The organism is Stenotrophomonas sp. 71799_Sma, assembly GCF_056482505.1.
In genome coordinates this window covers 1,079,698-1,101,459 of record NZ_CM151202.1, presented here as the reverse complement: position 1 = coordinate 1,101,459, position 21,762 = coordinate 1,079,698, and the positions used below count along the sequence as shown (strand labels likewise).

21 protein-coding genes are annotated in these 21,762 nt (G+C 65.4%); 9 read left to right on the top strand and 12 right to left on the bottom strand.

All coding sequences use genetic code 11. The features are described 5' to 3' along the window. Positions 1–1,179: an efflux RND transporter periplasmic adaptor subunit gene (locus tag ACZK4Z_RS05150; RefSeq protein ID WP_125895230.1), complete on the bottom strand. Its 1,179-nt coding sequence runs from the start codon at positions 1,177–1,179 to the stop codon at positions 1–3. Positions 1,180–1,332: 153 nt separating this feature from the next. Here ACZK4Z_RS05150 and ACZK4Z_RS05145 point away from each other — a divergent pair, with 153 nt between their 5' ends. Beyond that, positions 1,333–2,016: a response regulator transcription factor gene (locus ACZK4Z_RS05145; RefSeq protein ID WP_032969121.1), complete on the top strand. Its 684-nt coding sequence runs from the start codon at positions 1,333–1,335 to the stop codon at positions 2,014–2,016. Then, positions 1,994–3,379 (top strand): sensor histidine kinase, encoded by a 1,386-nt coding sequence (locus tag ACZK4Z_RS05140; protein ID WP_125895232.1) that lies wholly within the window; start codon positions 1,994–1,996, stop codon positions 3,377–3,379. Before ACZK4Z_RS05145 ends, ACZK4Z_RS05140 begins: the two co-directional genes overlap by 23 nt. Positions 3,380–3,479: 100 nt before the next feature. On the opposite strand, the gene ACZK4Z_RS05135 is transcribed toward ACZK4Z_RS05140, so the two are convergent. Then, positions 3,480–4,997, bottom strand: a complete 1,518-nt coding sequence (locus ACZK4Z_RS05135; RefSeq protein WP_125895234.1) for an MFS transporter — start codon at positions 4,995–4,997, stop codon at positions 3,480–3,482. A 107-nt stretch (positions 4,998–5,104) separates the two neighbouring features. Between ACZK4Z_RS05135 and ACZK4Z_RS05130 the strand changes: the two genes are divergently transcribed. Then, on the top strand, positions 5,105–6,040 hold the full coding sequence (locus ACZK4Z_RS05130) for a LysR family transcriptional regulator (RefSeq protein WP_125895236.1): 936 nt from the start codon (positions 5,105–5,107) through the stop codon (positions 6,038–6,040). Between the two features lie 39 nt (positions 6,041–6,079). Here ACZK4Z_RS05130 and ACZK4Z_RS05125 read toward each other — a convergent pair whose 3' ends face one another. Continuing rightward, a complete protein-coding gene (locus tag ACZK4Z_RS05125; protein ID WP_125895238.1) occupies positions 6,080–6,943 on the bottom strand; it encodes a DMT family transporter in 864 nt (287 codons plus the stop codon). A 132-nt stretch (positions 6,944–7,075) separates the two neighbouring features. Here ACZK4Z_RS05125 and ACZK4Z_RS05120 point away from each other — a divergent pair, with 132 nt between their 5' ends. Next, a complete protein-coding gene (locus ACZK4Z_RS05120) occupies positions 7,076–8,455 on the top strand; it encodes an aminotransferase-like domain-containing protein (RefSeq protein ID WP_125895240.1) in 1,380 nt (459 codons plus the stop codon). Here ACZK4Z_RS05120 and ACZK4Z_RS05115 read toward each other — a convergent pair. Next, entirely contained in the window at positions 8,394–9,338 is a 945-nt protein-coding gene (locus ACZK4Z_RS05115) for a LysR substrate-binding domain-containing protein (protein ID WP_125895276.1), read from the bottom strand. The genes ACZK4Z_RS05120 and ACZK4Z_RS05115 overlap by 62 nt on opposite strands. A gap of 115 nt (positions 9,339–9,453) precedes the next feature. On the opposite strand from ACZK4Z_RS05115, the gene ACZK4Z_RS05110 reads away from it, so the two are divergent. Further along, positions 9,454–10,152 carry a glutathione S-transferase family protein gene (locus tag ACZK4Z_RS05110; protein ID WP_049421564.1) on the top strand — a complete coding sequence of 233 codons (699 nt, stop codon included), beginning with the start codon at positions 9,454–9,456 and terminating at the stop codon, positions 10,150–10,152. Between the two features lie 87 nt (positions 10,153–10,239). Beyond that, positions 10,240–10,914, top strand: a complete 675-nt coding sequence (locus tag ACZK4Z_RS05105; RefSeq protein ID WP_478451210.1) for a class I SAM-dependent methyltransferase — start codon at positions 10,240–10,242, stop codon at positions 10,912–10,914. Positions 10,915–10,917: 3 nt separating this feature from the next. Here ACZK4Z_RS05105 and smqnr read toward each other — a convergent pair whose 3' ends face one another. Then, on the bottom strand, positions 10,918–11,565 hold the full coding sequence (smqnr, locus tag ACZK4Z_RS05100; RefSeq protein ID WP_125895243.1) for a SmQnr family pentapeptide repeat protein: 648 nt from the start codon (positions 11,563–11,565) through the stop codon (positions 10,918–10,920). A 160-nt stretch (positions 11,566–11,725) separates the two neighbouring features. On the opposite strand from smqnr, the gene ACZK4Z_RS05095 reads away from it, so the two are divergent. Together ACZK4Z_RS05095 and ACZK4Z_RS05090 are read left to right on the top strand one after the other, a co-directional pair. Next, entirely contained in the window at positions 11,726–12,502 is a 777-nt protein-coding gene (locus ACZK4Z_RS05095; RefSeq protein ID WP_125895245.1) for a DeoR/GlpR family DNA-binding transcription regulator, read from the top strand. 11 nt (positions 12,503–12,513) lie between these two features. Further along, positions 12,514–13,647 (top strand): MFS transporter, encoded by a 1,134-nt coding sequence (locus ACZK4Z_RS05090; RefSeq protein ID WP_125895247.1) that lies wholly within the window; start codon positions 12,514–12,516, stop codon positions 13,645–13,647. 9 nt (positions 13,648–13,656) lie between these two features. On the opposite strand, the gene ACZK4Z_RS05085 is transcribed toward ACZK4Z_RS05090, so the two are convergent. The 4 genes from ACZK4Z_RS05085 to ACZK4Z_RS05070 all read right to left on the bottom strand — a co-directional run bounded on the left by ACZK4Z_RS05085 (position 13,657) and on the right by ACZK4Z_RS05070 (position 18,409). After that, complete coding sequence (locus ACZK4Z_RS05085; protein WP_478451208.1) at positions 13,657–15,162, bottom strand: PepSY domain-containing protein; 1,506 nt, start codon at positions 15,160–15,162, stop codon at positions 13,657–13,659. 11 nt (positions 15,163–15,173) lie between these two features. Beyond that, positions 15,174–17,312 carry a TonB-dependent receptor gene (locus ACZK4Z_RS05080; RefSeq protein WP_185749971.1) on the bottom strand — a complete coding sequence of 713 codons (2,139 nt, stop codon included), beginning with the start codon at positions 17,310–17,312 and terminating at the stop codon, positions 15,174–15,176. 129 nt (positions 17,313–17,441) lie between these two features. Continuing rightward, entirely contained in the window at positions 17,442–17,837 is a 396-nt protein-coding gene (locus ACZK4Z_RS05075; protein ID WP_125895251.1) for a DUF2946 family protein, read from the bottom strand. Between the two features lie 191 nt (positions 17,838–18,028). Continuing rightward, a complete protein-coding gene (locus ACZK4Z_RS05070; protein ID WP_125895253.1) occupies positions 18,029–18,409 on the bottom strand; it encodes a tautomerase family protein in 381 nt (126 codons plus the stop codon). Positions 18,410–18,975: 566 nt separating this feature from the next. Between ACZK4Z_RS05070 and ACZK4Z_RS05065 the strand changes: the two genes are divergently transcribed. Continuing rightward, positions 18,976–19,383: a hypothetical protein gene (locus ACZK4Z_RS05065; protein WP_125895255.1), complete on the top strand. Its 408-nt coding sequence runs from the start codon at positions 18,976–18,978 to the stop codon at positions 19,381–19,383. 429 nt (positions 19,384–19,812) lie between these two features. Here ACZK4Z_RS05065 and ACZK4Z_RS05060 read toward each other — a convergent pair whose 3' ends face one another. The 3 genes from ACZK4Z_RS05060 to ACZK4Z_RS05050 all read right to left on the bottom strand — a co-directional run bounded on the left by ACZK4Z_RS05060 (position 19,813) and on the right by ACZK4Z_RS05050 (position 21,685). Continuing rightward, positions 19,813–20,334: a hypothetical protein gene (locus ACZK4Z_RS05060; RefSeq protein ID WP_125895257.1), complete on the bottom strand. Its 522-nt coding sequence runs from the start codon at positions 20,332–20,334 to the stop codon at positions 19,813–19,815. A 27-nt stretch (positions 20,335–20,361) separates the two neighbouring features. Beyond that, on the bottom strand, positions 20,362–20,574 hold the full coding sequence (locus tag ACZK4Z_RS05055; protein WP_425520563.1) for an STAS-like domain-containing protein: 213 nt from the start codon (positions 20,572–20,574) through the stop codon (positions 20,362–20,364). A gap of 136 nt (positions 20,575–20,710) precedes the next feature. Next, complete coding sequence (locus ACZK4Z_RS05050) at positions 20,711–21,685, bottom strand: hypothetical protein (RefSeq protein WP_125895259.1); 975 nt, start codon at positions 21,683–21,685, stop codon at positions 20,711–20,713. Between the last annotated feature and the right edge of the window lie 77 nt (positions 21,686–21,762).

The following is a 21,762-nucleotide window of genomic DNA, read 5'->3' as shown; positions in this document are numbered from 1 at the left end:
TCAGTCCTTCCCGACCGGTGCCGGTGCAGGCTTCACCCGCACCGTCATGCCATCGGCCAGGCCCTGCGCGCCGGCCACCACCACCTGCTCGCCGGCGGCCAGGCCATCAAGGACCAGCCACTGGTCGCCGATCGCACGCGCGGTGCGGAACAGCCGCAGCCGCGCCTTGCCGTCCTTGTCCACCAGCCACGCCTGTGCCTCGCCCTTGGGGCTGCGGTCGACCGCAGCCTGTGGCACCAGCAGCGCCTGCTGGCGGATTCCCTGTCCCACCAGCGCGCGCACGTACATGCCTGGCAGCAGCTGCCCATCCGGGTTGGGGAAACGCGCCCGCAGGGTGATGCTGCCGGTCTCCTGCTGCACGTCCACGTCGGCGAATTCCAGCGTGCCGGGCAGCGGGTAGTCGGTGCCATCGGACAAGCGCAGCCGCACCGGTGCTGTGTCGGCCTGCACGCCACCGTCGGCGATGGCGCGGCGCAGTGCCAGGTACTCATTGCTGGACTGGGTGATGTCCACGTTCATCGGGTCCATCTGCTGCACCCGTGCCAGTGGATCGGCCTGGCCCGAGGTGACCAGCGCCCCCGGCGTGAACAGCGCGCGGCCGATGCGCCCGGCAATCGGCGAGGTCACCGTGGCGAACCCCAGCCGTGTGCTGGCCGTGTCACGCGCGGCCTGTGCGGCCTGCGCCGCGGCGGCAGCCTGCTGGTCGCTGGCGATCGCATCGTCCACGTCCTGGCGCGCGGCCAGCTGGTCCTTGCCCAACGCCTGCATGCGCTGCGCCCGCAGGCGCGCGGTCACCGCAGCGGCCTCGGCGGTCTTCAGGTTGGCCTGCGCCTCGTTCAGCGCCGCCTGGTACAGCGCGGGCTCGATCTGGAACAGTGGCTGCCCGGCCTTCACCCACTGGCCCTGCTCGAACAACCGCTTCACCAGCACGCCATCGACCTGCGGGCGCACGTCCGATTCCTGCGAGGCGACGCTGCGCCCGGGTAGTTCCTGCTGCAGTGCCAGCGGCTGGCTGCGCAGGGTCAGCACGGTCACCTCCGGTGCCGCGGCGCCGGGCTTGGGCGCGTCCTTGCCGCAGGCGCTGAGCAGGCCCGCCAGGGCAAGCGCCAGCAGCGGCAGGCCCGCGGTTCGCGGCAGCCGCCAGGCACGGTACGGACGGGAGGGGTTCGGAAGGATCATCGGCTGCAGGGTTCCACGCGTGGGGGAGCGTTCGGCGCCGAATATAGAAGACGTGGCGGCACGATCCTGCTAAATCGCGCATGAAACATTTTTCATTTGCAGTCGCTGCCCACGATTGCGAGGATGCCCCTGTCCCACTCTGCACACTGGCCCATGCCGCGCGTACTCACCATCGAGGACGATCTTGTCACCGCCGAGGAGATCGCCACCGAACTGCGCAGCCACGGCTTCGACGTGGACCTGGCCAGCGACGGCAGCAACGGCCTGGCGCTGGCACGTGCAGGCGACTACGCGGTGATCACCCTGGACCGCATGCTGCCCGGCATCGACGGGCTGGCCTTGGTCACCACGCTGCGCCGTGAAGGCATCACCACGCCGGTACTGATGATCAGTGCGCTGTCGGACGTGGATGAACGCGTGCGTGGCCTGCGCGCCGGTGGCGACGACTACCTGACCAAGCCCTTCGCCTCCGATGAGATGGCTGCACGCGTGGAAGTGCTGATCCGGCGCCAGGGCCCGACTGGCGCCATCGATAACGTGCTGCGCGCCGGTGACCTGGAACTGGACCTGATGACCCGTTCGGCGCGACGCGGCGGGCATGAAATCGCGCTGTTGCCGACCGAGTTCAAGCTGCTCGAATTCCTGGTGCGCAACGCCGGCCAGGTAGTCACCCGCAGCATGCTGTTCCAGGAAGTCTGGGGCTACCACTTCGATCCGGGTACCAACCTGATCGACGTGCATATCGGTCGCGTGCGCAAACGCATCGAACAACCCGGCCGGCCGCAGCCGATCATGACCGTCCGTGGAACCGGCTATGTCTTCGACGCGCAATCCTGACCACTGGCGCTCTTCCAGCAGCAGACTGCTGGGCCTGTACTGCATCCTGTTCGTAGCGTGGTCGAGCCTGCTGCTGGGCGTGATGTACTGGCGCATCTCGGACTACCTCAGTGACCTGACCGAATCGGGCCTGCAGCAGCGCGCCCACCTGTTCATGAGCTTCGACGGGCCGGCACTGGATGAAGCATTGCGCGACAGCCAGCGCTTCGATCTGCACCAGGTTTATACCTATGGGTTGTTCGACAAGGCCGGCATGCCGATGGCAGGCCCGCTGACAGCGATCCCCGCGGGACTGCCGCTGGATGGCAACTCGCATGCGGTGGACGGTTGGACGCTGGCTGATGGCCGCCACGACAACGGCGGCAGTGCGCTCGGCGTGGTGACCCGCGATGGCCGCACGCTGGTATTTGTGCGCCAGAACGGCAAGCTCATGGCGGTCAACAGCATCATCCTTGATGCACTGCTGTGGGGCGTGTCGCTGACCGTCATTCCCGGCCTGGTGGGCTGGCATCTGCTGCGCCGGCGCCCGTTGAAACGGATCCAGCAGATCGAAGCGGCCACCAACCGCATTGTTGCCGGCGACCTCGGCCAGCGCCTGCCGGTCTCCAGCCGTCGCGACGAGATCGATCGGCTGTCGAGCATCGTCAATGCCATGCTGGAACGCATCGAACAGCTGATGACCGAAGTCAAAGGAGTCTGCGACAGCATCGCCCACGATCTGCGCACCCCGCTGACCCGCCTGCGCGCGCATCTGTACCGCATGCGCGTGGGCCTGGACGAACAGAACCCGCATGCCGATCCACTGGACAAGGCGCTGGCCGAGACCGACATGCTGATGGCGCGCTTCGCCGCGCTGCTGCGGGTATCCGAGCTGGAGAGCCACCAGCGGCGTTCGGCCTTCGACGCGGTGGACATCGCCGATCTGCTGCAGGAACTTCACCAGTTCTACCTGCCGCTGGCCGAAGAGAAGCAACAGCTGCTGGAACTGCAGGTGGACCCGAAGCTCGGGCAACTTCGTGGCGACCGCGAACTGCTGTTCGAAGCGCTGGCCAACCTGCTGTCCAACGCCCTGCAGTTCACGCCGGCGCAGGGCCGCATCCTGCTGCGTGCGGTCGATGACCAGGGCGTCCCCAGGATCGATGTGATCGACAACGGGCCGGGCATTCCGCCACAGGACCGCACGCTGATCTACCAGCGCTTTTTCCGCGGCAGCAGCAGTGCCGGCCAAGGACCGGGATTCGGCCTGGGCCTGTCGATCGTGGCCGCCATTGCCGGCCTGCACGGCTTCCGTGTCCGCGCCGGCAGCGCCCCCGGTGGTGGCGCCTGGATGAGCATCCGCGGCGCGACGGACGGCCTGCCCTGAGCAATGGCCTTCGAGCCAATGCGCGGCCCCGCGCAGGAAAGGAAAATCAGCTGGCAACCGCCGCCCCCCCCCGGCTACCCGCGCGTGGTGACCGGCACCATCAGCTATCGGTTCTGATCACGGCCAACGCTGGCCGCCGCAGCAGCAGGTGCAACAGCACCGCGCATGCGGCGGTCAGCAGCGCCAGGACACGCAGCAGTATCGCCAGCGCCTCGGCACTGGCCTGCTGCAGCTGTGCGCCACTCATCGCCGGAAGCAGTGCCTGTGCCTGTGCATGCGCACCCGTTGCCAGATAGGCACCGGCGCGCGCCAGCGATGCGGGCGATGCTCCCTGCAGCTGGTGGCCGATCAGCAGCGCAAGTAAGGCCGTGACTGCGGCCAATGCGATGCCTTCACCGGCCACCCGCACGGTTCCGAAGATGCCAGCGGCCATGCCCGCACGCTGCACCGGCACCACGCTGACCGACAGCCCATCCATCAGGCCCCACGGCAAGGCCGTTCCTGCGCCGATCAGCATCAGCAACGGCACCCACTGCGACGGCGACGGATGCGATGCACGGCGCGACAACAGATACAGGCCAGAGGCACAGACCAGCAGGCCCAACGTGCACAGCCGCGCACTTCCAACGCGCTCCGCCCAGCGCGCGGCCAGCATCGGCAGCACCAGCATCGGCGCGGACAAGGCCAGCATCTGCAGCCCGACCAATGTCGCGCTCTGTGCATGCACGCCCAGCAGCTGCAGAGGCAGCACCACCAGCAGCACCACGTAGCCGAAGCAGGTTGCGACCGGCAGCAGCTGGACACCCAGGAACGCCGGTTGCGAGAACAGCGAGAGGTCCAGCAACGGTGAGCGGTGCAGCCGTTCGATGCAGACGAATACCCCGCCCAGCATCAGCGTCGCCAACAGCGCCAGTTGCACGCGCATGGCATGCAGGCCGAATTCACCCAGCCACAGCAGGGCCAGGGTCAACGCCGCCAGCATCAGGCTGAAGCCCAGCATGCCGCCGACATCCAGCCGCCCGCGTTCGCCATGGCTTTCGGACAACGCGCGCGCACCCACGGCGAACGCCGCCAGCGTCAGTACACCGCCCGCGGCGAACACACTGCGCCATCCCAACGCCTGCAGCAGCAGACCCGCGAGCAGCGGCCCCAGCGCCAGCCCCGCACCGAATGTGGTGCCCAGCAGCGCGAACACACGGGCACGCACCGGGCCCTGCCAGGCATGCGCCAGCGCAGCGGTGCCGGACGCCAGCGCCGCTGCAGCGGCAACGCCCTGCAGCCCGCGCGCCAGATCCAGCCACAGCAGCGTGGGCGCAAGGCAGACGACGGCAGTGGCGATGCTGAAGCCCGCGGTACCCAGCAGGAACAACCGCCGTCGGCCATAGCGGTCCGCCAGGCCACCGGCAGCAAGCAACAGGCTGCCGAAGGTGAGCATGAAGGCGTTGGTCACCCAGGCCAGCGCAGTCGGCGACGACGCCGCGGAACGGGCCAGCGCCGGCACCGCGACGGCACCGGCCGAGAAGGACAACGGCAGCGCCAGTGCAGCCAGGCAGACGGCAAGCAGGGCCCAGCGCTGCTGCGTGTGGGAAGGTACGGGAAGCATCGAAACCGGGGCCATGCGGGCCTCCATCCATCAGGGGCATTGATGATGGACAGGCCGCTATTCCAGAAAAACAGGCTCGATGGACGTTGATTACGGCCCATGGTTCCGTAATCATGCCCCGCATGGATTCCATCTCTGCCCTGCTGGCCTTCGTCCGTACCGCCGAAGCAGGCAGCATCGTCGGCGCCGCTCGCGTCCTCGGCCTGTCCGCGTCGGCCGTGGGCAAGCGCATCGCCCGCCTTGAACAGGAACTCGGCACCCGCCTGTTCCAGCGCACCACCCGCCGCGTGCACCTCACCGACGAAGGCGAACTGCTGCTGCAGCGCTGCCGGCGGGCACTGGATGAGCTTTCCGAAGCACAGGCGGATCTGGCGCAGCGACAGCACGCGCCGAGTGGACTGCTGCGCATCGGCCTGCCCACCATCGGCTACCGATTCCTGTTGCCGGTACTGCCCGGTTTCCAGCAGCGCTACCCGCAGGTACAGCTGGAGCTGGACTTCAACGACCGCATCGTCGACGTGGTCAGCGAAGGCCTCGACGCGGTGATACGCAGCGGTGAACTGGCCGATTCCAGCCTGACCGCACGGCGGCTGGGCGGCTTCCGTTTCATCCTCTGTGCGGCGCCGGGCTATCTGCAGGCGCACGGCACGCCCGATGATGTGAGCGAGCTGCGCCTGCATACCGCGCTGCGCTTCCGTTACCCCACCACCGGAAAGCTGCATCCGTGGCAGCTGCCGGGCATCGAAGGCGATGCTGGAGCGCGCCTTCCCACGGCGATGACCTGCAACAACATGGAGGCCGTGCTGGCCGCTGCGATCGGTTGCATGGGCCTGGCCTGGATGCCTGACTTCCTCGCAGCCGACGCGCTGGCCGATGGCCGCCTGCAGCGGGTACTGCCAGCACTGCCCACGCACCAGGGGCAGTTCTCGTTGCTATGGCCCGGTGGGCGCCATCCCAGTGCACGCCTGCGGGTGTTCATCGACTATGCCATTGCGCATCTGTTCCGCGGCCACCCGGAAAAGGGGACGGAGGGGATTAAGTCGTTTCAGGCACAGTAGGGCCGATTACGACTTAATCCCCTCCGTCCCCTTTTTCGCTCAGCGGCTGAAGCGGCGCGCGCCTGCCACGCAGATCACCGCGACCACGGTCACCAGCACCATGCTGAGGCTGACCGATTCGTGCAGCAGCAGCGCGGCCAGGGCCAGGCCGAAGAACGGCTGCAGCAACTGCAGCTGGCCAACAGCGGCGATGCCGCCCTGGGCCAGCCCGCGGTACCAGAACAGGAAGCCAATCAGCATGCTGAACACCGCCACGTAGCCCAGTGCCCACCACGCCGAAGCACCGACTGCGGTGAACGAGGCCGGGCGCATCAGCACTGTCAGCGGCAGCATCACCGGCAACGCCAGCAGCAGCGCCCAGCTGATCACCTGCCAGCCACCCAGATGGCGGGCGAGCCGACCGCCTTCGGCATAGCCGAGCCCACACACCACGATCGCCGCCAGCATCAGCAGGTCAGCCTGCAGCGAGGCCTCGATGCCGTTGCGCACCGCATAGCCGACTACGCAGGCACTGCCCAGCAGCGAGAACAACCAGAATGCCGGGCGCGGTCGATCGCCGCCGCGCAGCACGCCGAACACCGCAGTGCTCAGTGGCAGCAGGCCGAGGAACACGATGGTGTGTGCCGATGAAGCGTGGCGAAGGGCCAGTGCGGTCAGCAGTGGAAAACCGACCACCACGCCGAGACTGACCACGGCCAAGCCCGCCAGATCGGTGCGCTGCGGACGCGGCTGGCGCAGCAGCAGCAACAGGCTGACGCCCAGCACGGCGGCAATGGTGGCACGCGCAGCAGTGACGAATCCGGCGTCCAGCTGCAGCACCGCCAGGCGGGTGGCCGGCAACGAGCCCGCGAAAATCACCACACCGATGAAGCCATTGATCCAACCACTCGCCGACCGTTCCACGCCTGTACTCCTGAAGGTGCCGGACGATGCCCGGCTGGACCTGTATGGAAGCATCCAGCGCGGAACGACCCCAGCTACAATCCAGTACAGTCGCAAGTAACTGTACTGCCCACACTTCCACTACAGCCCGCCATGCCACGCCCCCTGACCCGCATCGAATCCGTCATCCAGGCGGTACGCACCCGCATCAACGCGCGGGTCGATGGCCCCGGCTCGCGCCTGCCTTCGGTACGTGCGCAGGCGGCGGCGATGGGGGTGTCGGTCTCGACCGTGGTCGAGGCCTACGAGCGCCTGGCGGCCGAAGGTCTGATCAGTGCGCGCGCAGGATCCGGCTTCTACGTCAGTGGGCCGGCCGCCCCGCTGGCGCTGGCTGAAATGGAGCCGCGGCTGGACCGCGCGGTGAATCCGCTGTGGGTGTCGCGGCAATCGCTGGAAACGCCCGCGGGCCACCTCAAGCCGGGTTGTGGCTGGATGCCCAGCGATTGGCTGTACCACGATGGCGTGCGCCGCGGCCTGCGTCGGCTGGCGCGTGCCGATGCATCACAGCTGGTCGACTACGCCGGCCCGCTCGGGCTGCCCCCATTGCGCCAGCTGCTGCAACGGCGCAGCGCGGCACTGGGCATCGATGCGCCGATGGAGCAGATCCTGCTGACCGAATCCGGTACGCACGCGGTCGATCTGCTCTGCCGTTTCCTGCTGAAGCCCGGCGACTGCGTTCTGGTGGATGACCCGAGCTACTTCAACTACCACGCGTTGCTGAAGGCGCACCAGGTGCAGGCCATCGGCGTGCCGTACACGCACAGCGGCCCGGACCTGGAGGCGTTCGCGCAGGCAGTTCAGGCGCATACGCCGCGGCTGTACATCACCAACTCGGGCCTGCACAACCCGACCGGCGCCGTATTGTCGGCCAGCACCGCCCACCGCCTGCTGGGCCTGGCCGAACGCAATGAACTGATCATCGTCGAGGACGACATCTTCGCCGACTTCGAACTGCAGCCTGCACCGCGGCTGGCCGCGCTCGATGGGCTGTCGCGGGTGATCCACGTCGGCAGTTTCTCCAAGACGCTGTCGGCAGCTTCGCGCTGCGGCTACATCGCTGCGCGCCATGACTGGATCGAGGCGCTGACCGACCTGAAGCTGGCCACCAGCTTCGGCGGCGGTCACCTGGCGATGCAGTTGATGCACATCGCGCTGACCGACAGCGGCTACCGCCGCCACATGCAGTCGGTACGTTCGCGCCTGGCCGATGCGCGCCGGCACACGCTGCGGAAGCTGCAGGCGCTGGGCATCACGCCGTGGCTGCAGCCGGAAGCCGGGCTGTTCCTGTGGTGCCAGCTGCCCGATGGCCGCGATGCCGCCGCACTGGCCCGGCAATGCCTGCGCGAGGGCATCGTGCTGGCACCGGGCAACGCGTTCAGTCAGTCGCAGCGCGCGGCTGACTATGTACGTTTCAACGTTTCGCAGTGCCAGGACCCGAGGATCTGGCAGGTACTGGCGCGCGCGCTGCGTTGAGCTGGTAATGCGCGGCCAGCGCATCCACCACCACACGCACGCCCGGCAACTGGCCGCGACGATGCGGCAGCAGCACGCTGGTGGTCACTTCGCCGGCATGCCACGCCGGCAGCACCTGCTGCAGGCGGCCGGCGGCAAGGGCTGCGGCACACAGGCTGTGTGGCAACACGGTGATGCCAAGACCCGCTTCGGCCGCCGCGATCAGCAGCTGCGATTCATTGCCGACCAGCGCCACCTTCGGCTCCACCTGCACGGTGCGGGCGTCGGGGCCGTGCAGCGTCCAGCGCGTTGCATGACGCGCGGTCAGCAGGCCGGCATGCACACGTAGCTGCTCGGGCGTATCCACTGCCGGCGCGGCTGCCAGATAGCCAGGGGACGCCACCAGCACGATGCGCTCGCTACCCAGCGAGCGCTGCACCAACCCGGAATCCGGCAGCGGACCGAAGTGACTGCGCAGAGCGATGTCGATGCCCTCCTGAGCCAGATCGATGAAACGATCACTCACTTCAACTTCGATGCGCAGCCGTGGATAGCGGCGGGCCAGTGCAGGCAGGCACGCGGCGAGCTCGCCCTGCACCACCGGAATCGAAGCGCTGATGCGTACGGTGCCGCTGGGTTCGGCCTGGCGGTCGCGGACGATGGCCTCGGCGGCCTCGACCTCAGACAACGCTGCGCGTGCGCGCTCGAAGAACTCCTGGCCGACCTCGGTCAATGCGAAGCGGCGCGAACTGCGTTGCAGCAGCCGCACCTGGAGCTGTTCTTCCAGCAGCGCCACGCGCTTGCTCAACGTCGAGCGCGGCAGGCCCAGATGGCGCCCGCCTGCGGCGAAACCGCCCTGCTCCACCGCAGTCACGAACAGGGCCAGATCGTTGAGGTTGAGCATTCGCAACGTCCACATATGTAGACTTCAGGATGCCATTCGGACGGCTTCCGGAGCAATGTCCACGCGGGCACGCTTTCCTCACCCGCCGCATCGCGGCTCGAACCGGAAACCTGCCATGACCCCGATCCTCTTCTACGGCGTGCCCTCGGGCTGCTCGTTCGGCTCCATCATCGCGCTGGAGTGGCTGCGCCAGCCGTATCACCTGTGCCGCATCGAGATGCCCGGCCAGGTGCAGGGCGAAGACTACCGCCGCCTCAATCCACTGGGCGAAACCCCGACCCTGCGAACCACACAGGGCGAACTGCTCAGCGAGAGCCTGGCCATCCTCAACCACCTGGCCGCGAAGGGCATCGCACAGGGCCTGGGCTTCGCACAGGGCACCTCCGGCTTCGATCGCCTCAACCATCGGCTGGCCTATCTCAACACCAGTTTCTTCGGTGCCTACGCGCCGCTCTGGCACGCACTGGAGCATGCGGAAGGCGATGAAGGCGAGGCGCTGCGTGCCTATGGCACGACCAAGGTGCGCCACGCCCACCAGGCGCTGGAGCAGATGATCGGCACGGGCCCGTGGCTGCTGGGCGAACAGCGCAGCTTTGCCGACGCCTACTTCGCAGGCATCGCGCGCTGGAACGACTATCACCAGGTGGTCGATCGACGCGAGTTCCCAAGGGTGCAGCAGCTGTTCGAGCGCCTGCAGGACGACGCCGGCGTGCAGTTCGCCCACGCCATCGAAGCGCAGCAGCCGGCAACCAGCGGCGGTGGATTCCTCGGCGAGGTGCGGCTGGAAGACGTGCTTGAGGCCGCAGCGGCCTGAGCCCTGTCCTGCCCGTGCGGCAGCGGCGCGCAATGCCTCTTGCGCGCCGCGCTACAGTGGTATGTCCCCCGCTGCAGGAATCCGCGCATGTCCACGTTCTCCGATCCGCAGGCGGTGGCCCGCTATGCCGAAGCGCCGCTGCGCCAGGTGCCCGGCTTCCTCGCCCTGCAGCAGATGAGCCGACTGCTGCTGGCCGAACGTGTCCCTGCGCAGGGCCGCGTGCTGGTGCTGGGTGCCGGTGGCGGGTTGGAACTGAAGGCCTTCGCCGAGGCGCAGCCGGGCTGGCAGCTGCTGGGGGTCGACCCGGCCGCGACGATGCTGGCCCTGGCCGAGCAGACACTGGGTCCGCTGATGTCGCGCGTGCAGCTGCTGGAAGGCTATATCGACGATGCACCGGATGCGCGCTTCGACGGCGCCAGCTGCCTGCTGACCCTGCACTTCCTCGATGCCGGGCAGCGCCTGCACACGCTGCGCGAACTGCGCCGGCGCCTGCAACCCGGTGCGCCGCTGGTGGTGGCGCACCACAGCGTGCCGCAGGACCCGGCCGGCAAGCTGCGCTGGTTGCAGCGCTACGCGGCGTTCGCCGAAGCCTCGGGGGTTGCCCACGCCGATGCGCAGCGCGCGATCAACGCCATTGCCGAACGGTTGCCGCTGCTGGCACCCGAGCAGGAGGTCGCACTGCTGCAGGAGGCCGGCTTCGACGGTGTGGAGCTGTTCTATGCCGGCTTCAGCTTCAAGGGCTGGGTGGCGTACGCCGGATGATGCCTACGGCACCACGGTAATGCCGATGCGCTGCATCAACAGCGCCACCTGCTGCACATCCAGTGTGGCGCCACGCAGGTTGGTGCTGCGCAGGTCCAGCTCGCCCAGCTCCGAGTTGGTCAGGTTGCAGTCGGTGAAGTTGGCACTGTTCCAGTCGATCCCCTCGAACTGGCCACCGGACAGGTCTGAGCCCGCGAAGCTGGCACCGCTCACGTTCGCGCCGTCCCAGCGGTTCTCCCACAGTTCGCACTTTTCCAGCGTCACTCGCGAGAAATTGGCATAGCGCAGGTTCGACTTCTTGATGAACGCGCTGCAGAACCAGCTGCGCGTGGTGATCTGATTCATGAAGCTGGCGTTGCTGAAGTCCGCGCCCTGCGCACGGCACTCACTGATCTCCAGGCCCAGCGCCTTGATGAAACTGAAGTGGCACATGCTGATGTCGCAACTACGGAAGCTGGCTTCCTTCAATGTGGCGCCGTTGAAGCGGCAACCGGCGCGGTTTTCAGCGTCGTAGAAGCTGCAGTTGATGAACTCGGTGGCGGTGAGGTCAGCGCCGGAGAAATCGCATTCGTAGAACTGCTGGTCGACCACTTTCTGGCCGGTGTACTGGTCCGCGCCGATGCGCAGCTTGCGGTGAACGGTGGAGGACATCAGGGATTCCATGCCAGGTGCCCCGCCATCATGCCGGGCCGCGAGGGCGATCCATAGACGTGGACGCGGGCGAATTCACCAGCAGTCCAGCCGCCCTGTGTCCCCCCAATGCCGGATGCACGTTGTTGCACGTTAATGCACGAATGTGCAGACTTGCGGCATGAGCTCCGATCCCAGCCCCCTCCCCGCCCAGCGCACCCTGCAGATCCTCGAGGAACTACGCCAGCAGGGCCGCGTGGTCGCCGCCGAACTGGCGCGCCGCTATGCCGTCTCCGAAGACTCGATCCGCCGTGATCTGCGCGAGCTGGCCGCCCAAGGCCTGTGCCAGCGTGTCTACGGCGGCGCCGTGCTGCCGCCCCCCAAGGAACGCCCACTGCGCGAACGACTGACCCGCGACCGTGGTGACAAGGCGGAACTGGCCGCGCGCGTCTGCGCGTTGCTGCACCCCGGCCAGGTCGTACTGCTCGACGCCGGGTCGACCAACCTGGCGATCGCCCAGCAGCTGCCGACCGCTCTCGGCCTGACGGTGATCACCAATGCTCCGCAGATCGCCACCGCCGCCAGCATGCTCGAAGGCACTTCGGTGCAGCTGATCGGCGGCCGCCTGGCCAGCGGTGGCGGTGCGGTCGGCGCCGAAGCGTTGGCGCAGGTGCAGCGCCTGCGCGCCGACGTATACCTGCCCGGCCCCTGCGCGGTGGACGGCGACACCGGCGTCTGGGCAATGGATTCGGAAGAAGCCACGCTGAAACGCGCGATGGTGGCCTGCAGCAGCCGCGTCATCGTCGCCGCCACCACTGAAAAGCTCGGTGCCCGCGGCAACTGGCAGATCGCCAGCCTCGATGAAATCGACGATCTGGTGCTGACCACCTCGGCTCCGCCGGCGCTGGCCGCGCGCTTCCGCGCCGCCGGCATCGCGGTACACCCCACTCCGCCCTGACCGTACCGCCCATGTCCCTTGCCAACCGCGCGCGTGCCGAACAGCACGCGACCCGCGCTGCGTTCTTCATTCCCGGCTTCGCCACTGCGTTGTGGGCCACCCTGGTGCCATTCGCCAAAGCACGCACCGAGATCAATGACGCCACGCTGGGGCTGGTGCTGCTCTGCCTCGGTGCCGGTTCGCTGCTGGCGATGCCGTTGTCCGGCGTGCTGGCCGCGCGCCTCGGTTGCCGCCGGGTGATGGTGGCCAGCAGCCTGCTGATCTGCCTGACCGTGCCCGGCCTGGCGCTGGCCGGTTCGGCCTGGACGCTGGGGCTGGTGCTGTTCGTGTTCGGCGCCGCCGTGGGCGCGATGGACTGCACGATGAACGTGCAGGCCGTCATCGTCGAGCGCGAAGCACGGCGCGTGATGATGTCCGGCTTCCATGCCTTCTTCAGCATCGGCGGCTTCCTCGGCGCGGCCACCATGACCGTGCTGTTGTCCGCACAGCTGCCGCCACTGGCATCGGTGCTGATCGGCGTTGGCGCCATGCTGCTGGTGATGCTGTTGTCGGCAGCGCACTGGCACAGCGAACGCATGCCACACGACACACCAATGCTGGCCCTGCCGCACGGCATCGTGCTGTTCATCGGCGTGCTGGCCTTCGTTGCCTTCCTCGGTGAAGGCGCGATGCTGGACTGGAGCGCGGTCTTCCTCAGCGATGTGCGTCGCGTCGATGCCAGCCTCGCCGGTATCGGCTATGTGACCTTCACCCTGACCATGACCGTCGCGCGCCTGTTCGGCGACGCACTGGTGGAGCGCGTTGGCCGTGAGCGCGCGATCGTGTTCGGCGCGCTGCTGGCCGCCGCGGGCGTGCTCGTGCTGACCCTGGTCACGCCGTGGCAGGCGTCACTGCTCGGCTATGTGCTGGTCGGCCTTGGCTGCGCCAACATCGCACCGGCGCTGTTCTCGCTGGCCGGCCACCAGACCCGCATGCCCGGCGCACTGGCAATCACCGCCGTTTCCACGCTGGGCTTCGCCGGCATCCTTGCCGGACCGGCGCTGATCGGTTTCGCTGCCAATCACTTCGGCCTGATCGCCGCCTTCATCGGCGTGGCCATGGCCTTGTTGCTGGTGGCGATGTCCACGCGCTGGCTGCGGGTGTAACCCAAGGCATCAGCGCCGCCTGTGCCGCAGCTTCATCCGCAATCGCCGATAGCCGATCACCGTCGCCGTGGCACACAACGCGGTGCCAGCAGCGCTCAGCAGCAGCACCACCGCCAGCCGGGCACCCTCTTGGCGCAGCATCGCGGGCAGATCCCAGCTGTGCAGGAAGTAGAACAGCCAGCGTCCCACTCGTTCCCGATGCCCCATCGTCAGCAACGGATCGCCGGTAGCCAGATCGAGATAGACGCGCGTCGCCTCGGCATCACCGAAATCCGCCACCGCAACCGGGAAGCGCCGCACCGCCGCGCCGTTCATGGCTTCCGGTGCACGCGGATAGAAGTAGGCATCCGCTGCCTGCTGCACCACGAACTCCTGCATCGGCGCATCGGACAGCGCACGCACCTTCTGCTGCAGCCACGGGGCCGGCAGCAACCGCGCCACCTGCAAATGCCCATTGCCGCTGGACACGATGCGGGTCTCGCCCCGCCCGTCCAGCAGCACTGCGAACAGCTCGCCTCCGATGCGGCGCCACTGGATCTCGACCAGTTGGAAGCGCTCAGCATCGGCCACCGCCAGAAGCTTCACCGGCTCACCCAACGCGCCATCCACCGTTACCGCGCTGCCACGATAGCGTTCAACATCGATCGCCTCGGGCGTGCTGCTGAAGACCCCCAATGGATTCATCGACATCAGCCCGCTGAAGATCCAGGTGAACACGAAGGCCGCAGCCATCAGTCCGATCAGATGGTGCCAGCGCATCCACGGTTCGACGTACGGCGTCTTCGCACCGGAGCGGTAGCGCCCGCGAAAACGCCGGCGCCACACACCCACCACGATGCCGCTGACCGCCGCCACCGTGCACAGCGCGGACAGCACGATCACCACCCACGTCCAGACCGGATCCACCGACTGCATGCGCAGGAAATACAGCCAGTGCAGCCAGGCCCCCACATAGTTCCAGCGCTGCTGCACATGCGGTGCGTCCAGCACCACTTCACCGGTGCGCGAGGACACATACAGGTCACCGGGCTGTGCGCCCCCCACCTCCACCCGGTACAGCGGCCGGTGCGCGTCCAGCGCGCGCGAATGCGTCCAACGGTCCTCTTCCACGCGCATTGCACCGACAAAGGCCGGGCCGCCAGCAAACTGTGCCGCTGACGCTTCGGCGCGCTGTGCCGACACTGGCAGCAGGGCCTGGCCGGTGACGGCTGACCACGCCCCCACGTTGCTTCCCGTGCGCACCACATACGCAGGCTCGCCACGCAGCGTGTTCAGCGCCACGGCCTCCGGCTCGGCCTGCACGGCTGCAGGCAGCACCGACAGCCCGCGCAGATCGCGGGCCTCCGGCAGCACCGGCAATGCCGCCAGACGTTCACCGGGCGTCAGCTTCGGGTAGCCAATGAACAACATCACCATGCCGCTGACGAACCACAACAGCATCAGCAGGCATCCGCCGATGCCGAGCCAACGGTGCACCAGGTAGGTCCAGCGCTTGGCAGTGGATCGCAGCGACATGGTGCGTGTCCTCAGAAGCGATGGTCGACGGTGAACTCGACGCGACGATCCGCGCCCAGCAGCCACTGCGTGCTGGTGTAGTACGCGGTGGCGTAGTACGCCTTGTCGAATACGTTGAACAGGCGCGCTGACAATCGCGTGCGCGGTGCTGCCTGCCAGGTCAGCGCCAGATCAGTGGTGCTGTAGCCGGGCAGCTCCAATGTGTTGGCGTTGTCGGCATAGCGCTTGCCGACATAGCGAACGCCACCCGCCGCGCTCCAGTCCGGTGCGAACTGCCAGCTCAACCACACATTGGCCAGGCGTTCGGCCACGTTCGGCGGCACGTTGCCATCGCGCGACACCAGCAGCGGCGGCGAACCGGTGGTCTCCAGGAAGTCCTCGAACTCGGCCTTCAGCACCGTGGCGTTGGCATCCAACGTCCAGTGCGGCGCGACGTTCCAGTTCAACGACGCCTCGATACCACGCGAGGTCTGCGCGCCCACCTGCACGCGGCGGTCCGGCACCAGCGGATCGCGGCTGAGCAGCCCGGTCTTGCGGATGCGATACGCCGCCAGCGTCCACTCGCCGCCATCGAAGGCCTGCTTCAGGCCCACCTCGATCTGCCGCCCCTTGGCCAGGTCGAAGGCACCGTTGGCCGGGCTGATCATCAGCAGGCCACTGACCGGGTCCGCCGCCTGCGAGTACTGCGCATACAGGCTCAGCGTCGGCTGCAGCGCGAATACCGTGCCTGCACGCCAGCCGGTGCTGCTGTAGGTCTTCGAGAACGCGTTCTGGCCGCTGATCAGATCGGTACGGTCGATGCGCGCGCGGTCGTGGCGCAGCCCCCCCAGCACCGACCAGCGCTCGCTCAGCGCCAAGCGGTCTTCCGCGAACAGCGCGTACTGCTCGGCACGGTTGCGGTAGCGCGGCAGGTTCGGCGCGTCGCTGGCGAAATGGCCCGGCACCGGATCGAACGGGTCGACCGGGCCCGAGCTGCCGGCATAGGTGTTGTTGGTGTGCTTGAAGTGCGCACGGTTGGCATCCAGGCCCACCGCGAAGCTGTTCTGCAGGCCACCTGCGGTCCCCTGCACGCGCAGCGTCGAAGTCAGTCCGGTCTGGTCCTGGTTGTGGGTGATCTCGGTATTGCCTGAACGATCGATCAAACCGGTGGCGCGGTTGTAGACATAGGCCTCGGCATTGCGCCAATCGCGCTGGCTGTCGATCTGGTAGAGGCGCGTGCGCCATTCGACATTCGCGGTCGGCGTCCACAGCGCATCGAGCTGGGTCCAGCGGTCGCGATAGCGGATCTCGCTGTCATCCACGTTGTAGTTGCGGTGGCGCAGCGCCGCCAGCTGGCGGCCCTCGACCAGCGGCGTACCGAAGTAGCGCATCGGCTGCTGGTAGCCCTGCGCATGGGTGAGGGTCAGCTGCAGGTCCGCGCGCGGCTGCCACAACAACGCACCGGAGAATGTCGCGTCACTGTTGCGCCCGCGGTCGACCCAGCCACCGCTGTAATTGCCACTCACATCCAGCCGGTAGGCCAGCTCGGGCGTCAGCGCGCCACCACTGCCGAAGCCCAGCCGCGCGGTGTCCTCGCTACCCACGGTTACGCTGATCTCGTTCTCGATCGCACCGCGCGTGGGCTTCTTCGGCACGATGTTGATCACGCCGCCGATCGCACCGTCGCCGTGGATCACCGACGCCGGCCCGCGCAGCACTTCGATGCGCTCGATCGACCAGGTATCGAACGGGAACGTGATGCCCACGCCGCCGTACTGGCGCAGCCCGTCGTACAGCCGCATCACCGAAGCACCGTCGGTGAAGCCGCGGCTGGACAGCGCACTCAGGCCGTTGCCCGGGTGCGGCATCGCACTGATCGCACCCGCCCGACTGATCGCATCGTTGAGGTTGCTGTCGCCGCGCTGCTCCAGTTGTTCGCGCGAAATCACCGTCAGGCTGGCCGGTGTCTGCAGCACGCTCAGGCCCAATGCTGAGCCGGCGCTGGCGGTGGATGACAGCTCGCCGCTGCGGGTATCGACCACCCGCACGGTATCCAGCGTGGTCGGGGGTGCCGCATCAGCAGCAAGCAGGGGCGCTGCGTGCAGGAGCAACGCGCACAGGACGGGCAGCGTCGCCCGGCGCAGGCGCGCGGAGGTGGGGTTCGTTTTCATTTTTTCACGGCATGCAAGGCCACCCCGCAATGGCAGGGCAGCAATCAGAAAGGGACAAACACGCGCGTGCGGGCACCGGCCGTGGCCGGAAACCTCATGGAAAAACGATCAATGCAATGCGCGTGCGGCTCAGGCAGCCATGGAAGCCGGCGGCCCACGCGCTCCCAACGTGCCGCTGATCCGTTGCGGCAACGCCCGCACCGCACCGCGCAGCGCGCGGCACACCGGTGCCATCGGCGCCAACAGCAGCACTGCCGCCACCAGCAGCGTGATCAGCCGCGCTGCGATCAGGCAGTAATCGCAATCCACGCCCATCTCATGATCGGCATGTCGATCGGCGGCCGGTTTCTTTGCGGCCTCGCCGTGCGGCATCGCCATCGCGTGATGGTCGTGATGCCCGTCCATCGCGTGCTGCGCATGCTCTGCGTGCATCGCGTGATCCATCACCTCCGCCGGCACTGCAGCAGCCACGTGACCGTGCGCCAGCCAGCGGCTCACCAGCGGGGCAAGCAGCACCAGCAGCATGGCAAGCCATGCCAGAGCCTGGAACCGGCGGTGGAGGACAGAACGACGCACCCGGCCATTCTACGGACCCGCAGCCAACCTTGGACCCCGTTCAGGGTTTGCCCCCTGCGACACGGTGACGCAGGGCTGCCCTCCCCCGCGCACGCCCTCCATTCAGTAGATCCACGCCATGCGTGGATGCTTTTCGCGCATCAACTCACGTACTGCGCCTGCCCGTTCCCGAACGACCAGTTTTCCCGCTTCACTTCCACCAGGTTGATGAACACATCCTCGCGGCGGATACCCACCGCCGCGTGCAGTCCATCGGCGATGCCGGCGTACAGCGCCTTCTTCTGCTCCAGCGTGCGCCCTTCGTTCCAGGTGATCTGGATGCAGATGAAATCGTCGGTGCGGTCCACGCCCAGGTAGCCGGGGTCATAGATCAACGTGCCCGGCTCATGTTGCTGGAAGATCTGGAAGCGATCGTTCACCGGCACGCCCACCGCGCGCATGGCCTGGTAGATGGTTTCGCCGACGCGTTGCAGGTAGTCGGCGGATTTACCTTTGCGAAGATCGATACGGGCGAGCGGCATGGTGGCACTCCAGAGTGGATGGGCACGGCAACGGGCCGAGACTACGCCTGCCCGGGGCGGTGGGACAGCGCAGGGATGGACCCCTCTGGCTCCATGCGTGGCATGGTCCCGCCTCCGCCGCGCGGGGTGACGCGATTGCCTTGGCGGCGCCGCTCTGGAGTCGTCTTGTGCACGGTTGGCATGGGCGGCGATGCGCGCCATCAGTGATGGGCCGCACTACTCGCGCGTGTCGAACGACACACATCGGAAAACGTCTGGCCTGCCTAGGGACGGTTGAGAATTTTCCTTACAGACCGATGTGATTGCCCGGCTTGAAGATCGCCGCGCCGAGGCAAGACGCTTTGGCCGGGATTGGCGTCTCGAATAAACGAACAGGCTTCAAGGACTGCGAGAGAAATCGCAGTTGAGAGAATGCATCGACTGCCCTCATTGGCGGGCGGTGCGTGGGGATCGCAAGATCCGCCAGGCGTTCTTCTCCCTTGAAGCTTGTTTGCCTTGGTACGCCAACCCGCACCGTCCGCCACCTTCACTCCGGAAGGTGGCCCTACGCCAGTGAGGGTTTCGCCATGACCAACCGCACCGCCATCCATCCCCGCCTGCACACCTTGATCGGCGACGTCGCCGCCGATGTGCCGGGAGACCTCGCACGCGAGATCGAGTGCGCCCTGAACGCGCAGAATTTGTCCGCGCAGCTGCCCACTTTCTTCGCCCGTCTCAATGCGATCAATCAGGCCGACGGTGATGACGGACAGCCGTGCATCAGCCTCACCCTCGGCGCCAGCAATCACGCTTCGTTGCGCCGCTCGCTATCTGGGCTCGGCGCATTGCTCGATCTGCTGCAGGCCGCCGACCATGCGCGCAACGAAGGCGGCCCGGACGAACAGTTGGGCGCGTTCCATATCGACGGACTGATCGTGGCCGCACGACAACTGGTTCGCGAGGCGCATCATTGTCTGGCAGAGGACCACACCTGACCGGCTCGGACGCAGTCCCGCTACAATCGCGCAGGGAACGCATGGGACCGCAATGGACGCCCAAAGAAATGCACCTCTCGGAGCACCTATCGGATTCAGTTAACCAAATTGCATTCTGCATAAGGCGCACGCGAATGCTTGCAGCAATGTCGAGGTTGGCCGTCCCCTCGCGCTGGCGGCGCAGGCCAATAGGGGCCTCGCAATTCACGACAGTACGGAAATGACGTCGCGCAACTAATTGAACCCAGAATCCCGCCACCTAAAATGTCATGGAATTCGGGCGCAATTTAATAAAAATAGAAACAAAATGTGAAACGCCAGAACCTTCAACACACAGAAGATCCAGCCATTATACCGACCGGAAACAAAGTGAATATTAAATACAACCAATTAGCAATGATATTTTTCGGTGCACTTTTAACACCAAAATCAAATTCGACGCTTCCATGTCGCTGATATTGACTCCCTCAATGTACGGGGAGTAGTTGCAACCGACTGAGCAGCCTTCAGAATCTGGCGATCAATACTGGCAACAGCCGCCTCAATTTCAACAATCACTTTTGAATCCAAATCTTGCGCAACATATGAAGATTCGGAGTCACAATTATTTAGAGTGATTGAACGCCTTAAATCAAATACATCCTGACTGGTAGAGAAAGCGATACATCCACACTCCCTCAAATACGCCAATTCATCAGAAATGGTCTTGATAGATTTGGTAAGAGACCTGGCCTTTGCGAGATCAAATTTAGTTGTATGGTATTCGATGGCAGAACTCTCAATTTTCCTTAGCTCATCTCGAATGGCGTAGAGTCTCGTGTACCTGCTTTTCGCAAGTTCTCGAGCCTCCTGCTGATCGCTGACAACCATCCATCCAAGAACAACTAGCGATGACGTAAGAAAGATCTTAATCGCCTCCCAAACGGCGGAAGACAAACTTACATCTTCCATTGATGCCCTCCTTCAGACCGTCAATCGCTACTTGGCTGATCCCAGCTCGCGCTGGGCATCTGAAATATACTGCCTAATCTCAAGCTTCATAGATTCATCTGAAGTCACAAGCTCAAGATCTGACTCCAGTCTTTTCTGATTGTAACCAGCCCTTACCAAACCACCGAAAGCCTCTTCCAAAAAAGACGAGCCATACCCCAGCGCGTCATCGAACAGAACCCGCAGTTTTCTCCCTGCCACTAGCGCAGGTATAAGAAATTCATCTCTAAATCTCTGACCATTAGAGTTCCCGTCATCCAAGTACCTCCCAGCCGGGAATCGACTGTAGTCCTTGCCAATATTTATCACAGTTAAGCCGCTCACTTTTCGCCACCAGTTAACTCAAAGGAATTGTCCAATGCACAAGCGTTCCCTTAATAGAACGCTCGAACCCGCGTTTTGAAAAAACTCCATTTGAATATACAATCCTACCGCGATTACTAATAAGAACCAGACTGCCTCCAGAAACTTCGTCCACGATCCTACGCAGATCAGTAAGCCCCTTTCCACGCCCGGCGACGCCAGTACGTGTTCTGTTTATCTCCATTGCGGCTAAGATCATATTTGCGTCAGCCTTACCAACACGTGTAGACGCTCGTAGTACGCCAGCAACTGTAGCCAAGGCAGTGTGAATGAGCTCCGTCGGGTACTTGATGGGAAGCGACCGAGGGATCCCAATCCCGAGATCACAGAGAGCAACAGTTAGCTCACCTTCAGCTTCGCGGACAAACATCCACCATTTCTTGCTTGTCGGTTCGGGTAGACCATCCCTCCGATCCTCAAGATATGCGTGCCTTACAGCATTGCCCATTGCTTCAGTGGCACTCCGGAACAAGTACCAGGACCGTTCTTTCAACGAACCATACTTTTCAATGAGCTCCCCCACCGCGTCGGAATCGTAGACAGCAGACGAAATCGTTCGCCAAGCTACAACGTCCGGCCGGGAAGGTACTACTGCGCTCTCGTAACCGAATAGCTCAAAGATGCGGAGGTGCTGTAGCACCTGGTTCACACGATTGATCTTGGATGGGATGCAAGAAAGACGTACCTGCGGGAACATCTCCTTGAGCCTGCTAAGTTCGGAGAAGAACAGCAGTGTTCCATCCGAGTACATCATCTCCGTCTTACGAAAATCAACTCGGACTGGTCCGCCGCTTCCGACGGCAGTTCGCAACTGCTGAAGGAAATCTATCAGTCGACGATGCTGATCATCATCTTTGAGACTGAACTTTTGCGGCGCTACAAGCTGGTCTTTCGCGACGAAATCGAGCTCTTCAAGGCCGCGCGAACGATGACTCTCGTTGATTGCCAATCGGCGCTCAGCGATAGACTCCCTAGCCCTCCTAGCTTCTAACCGCCTCAAGCGGCGGATTGCCTTCCATTGACGAG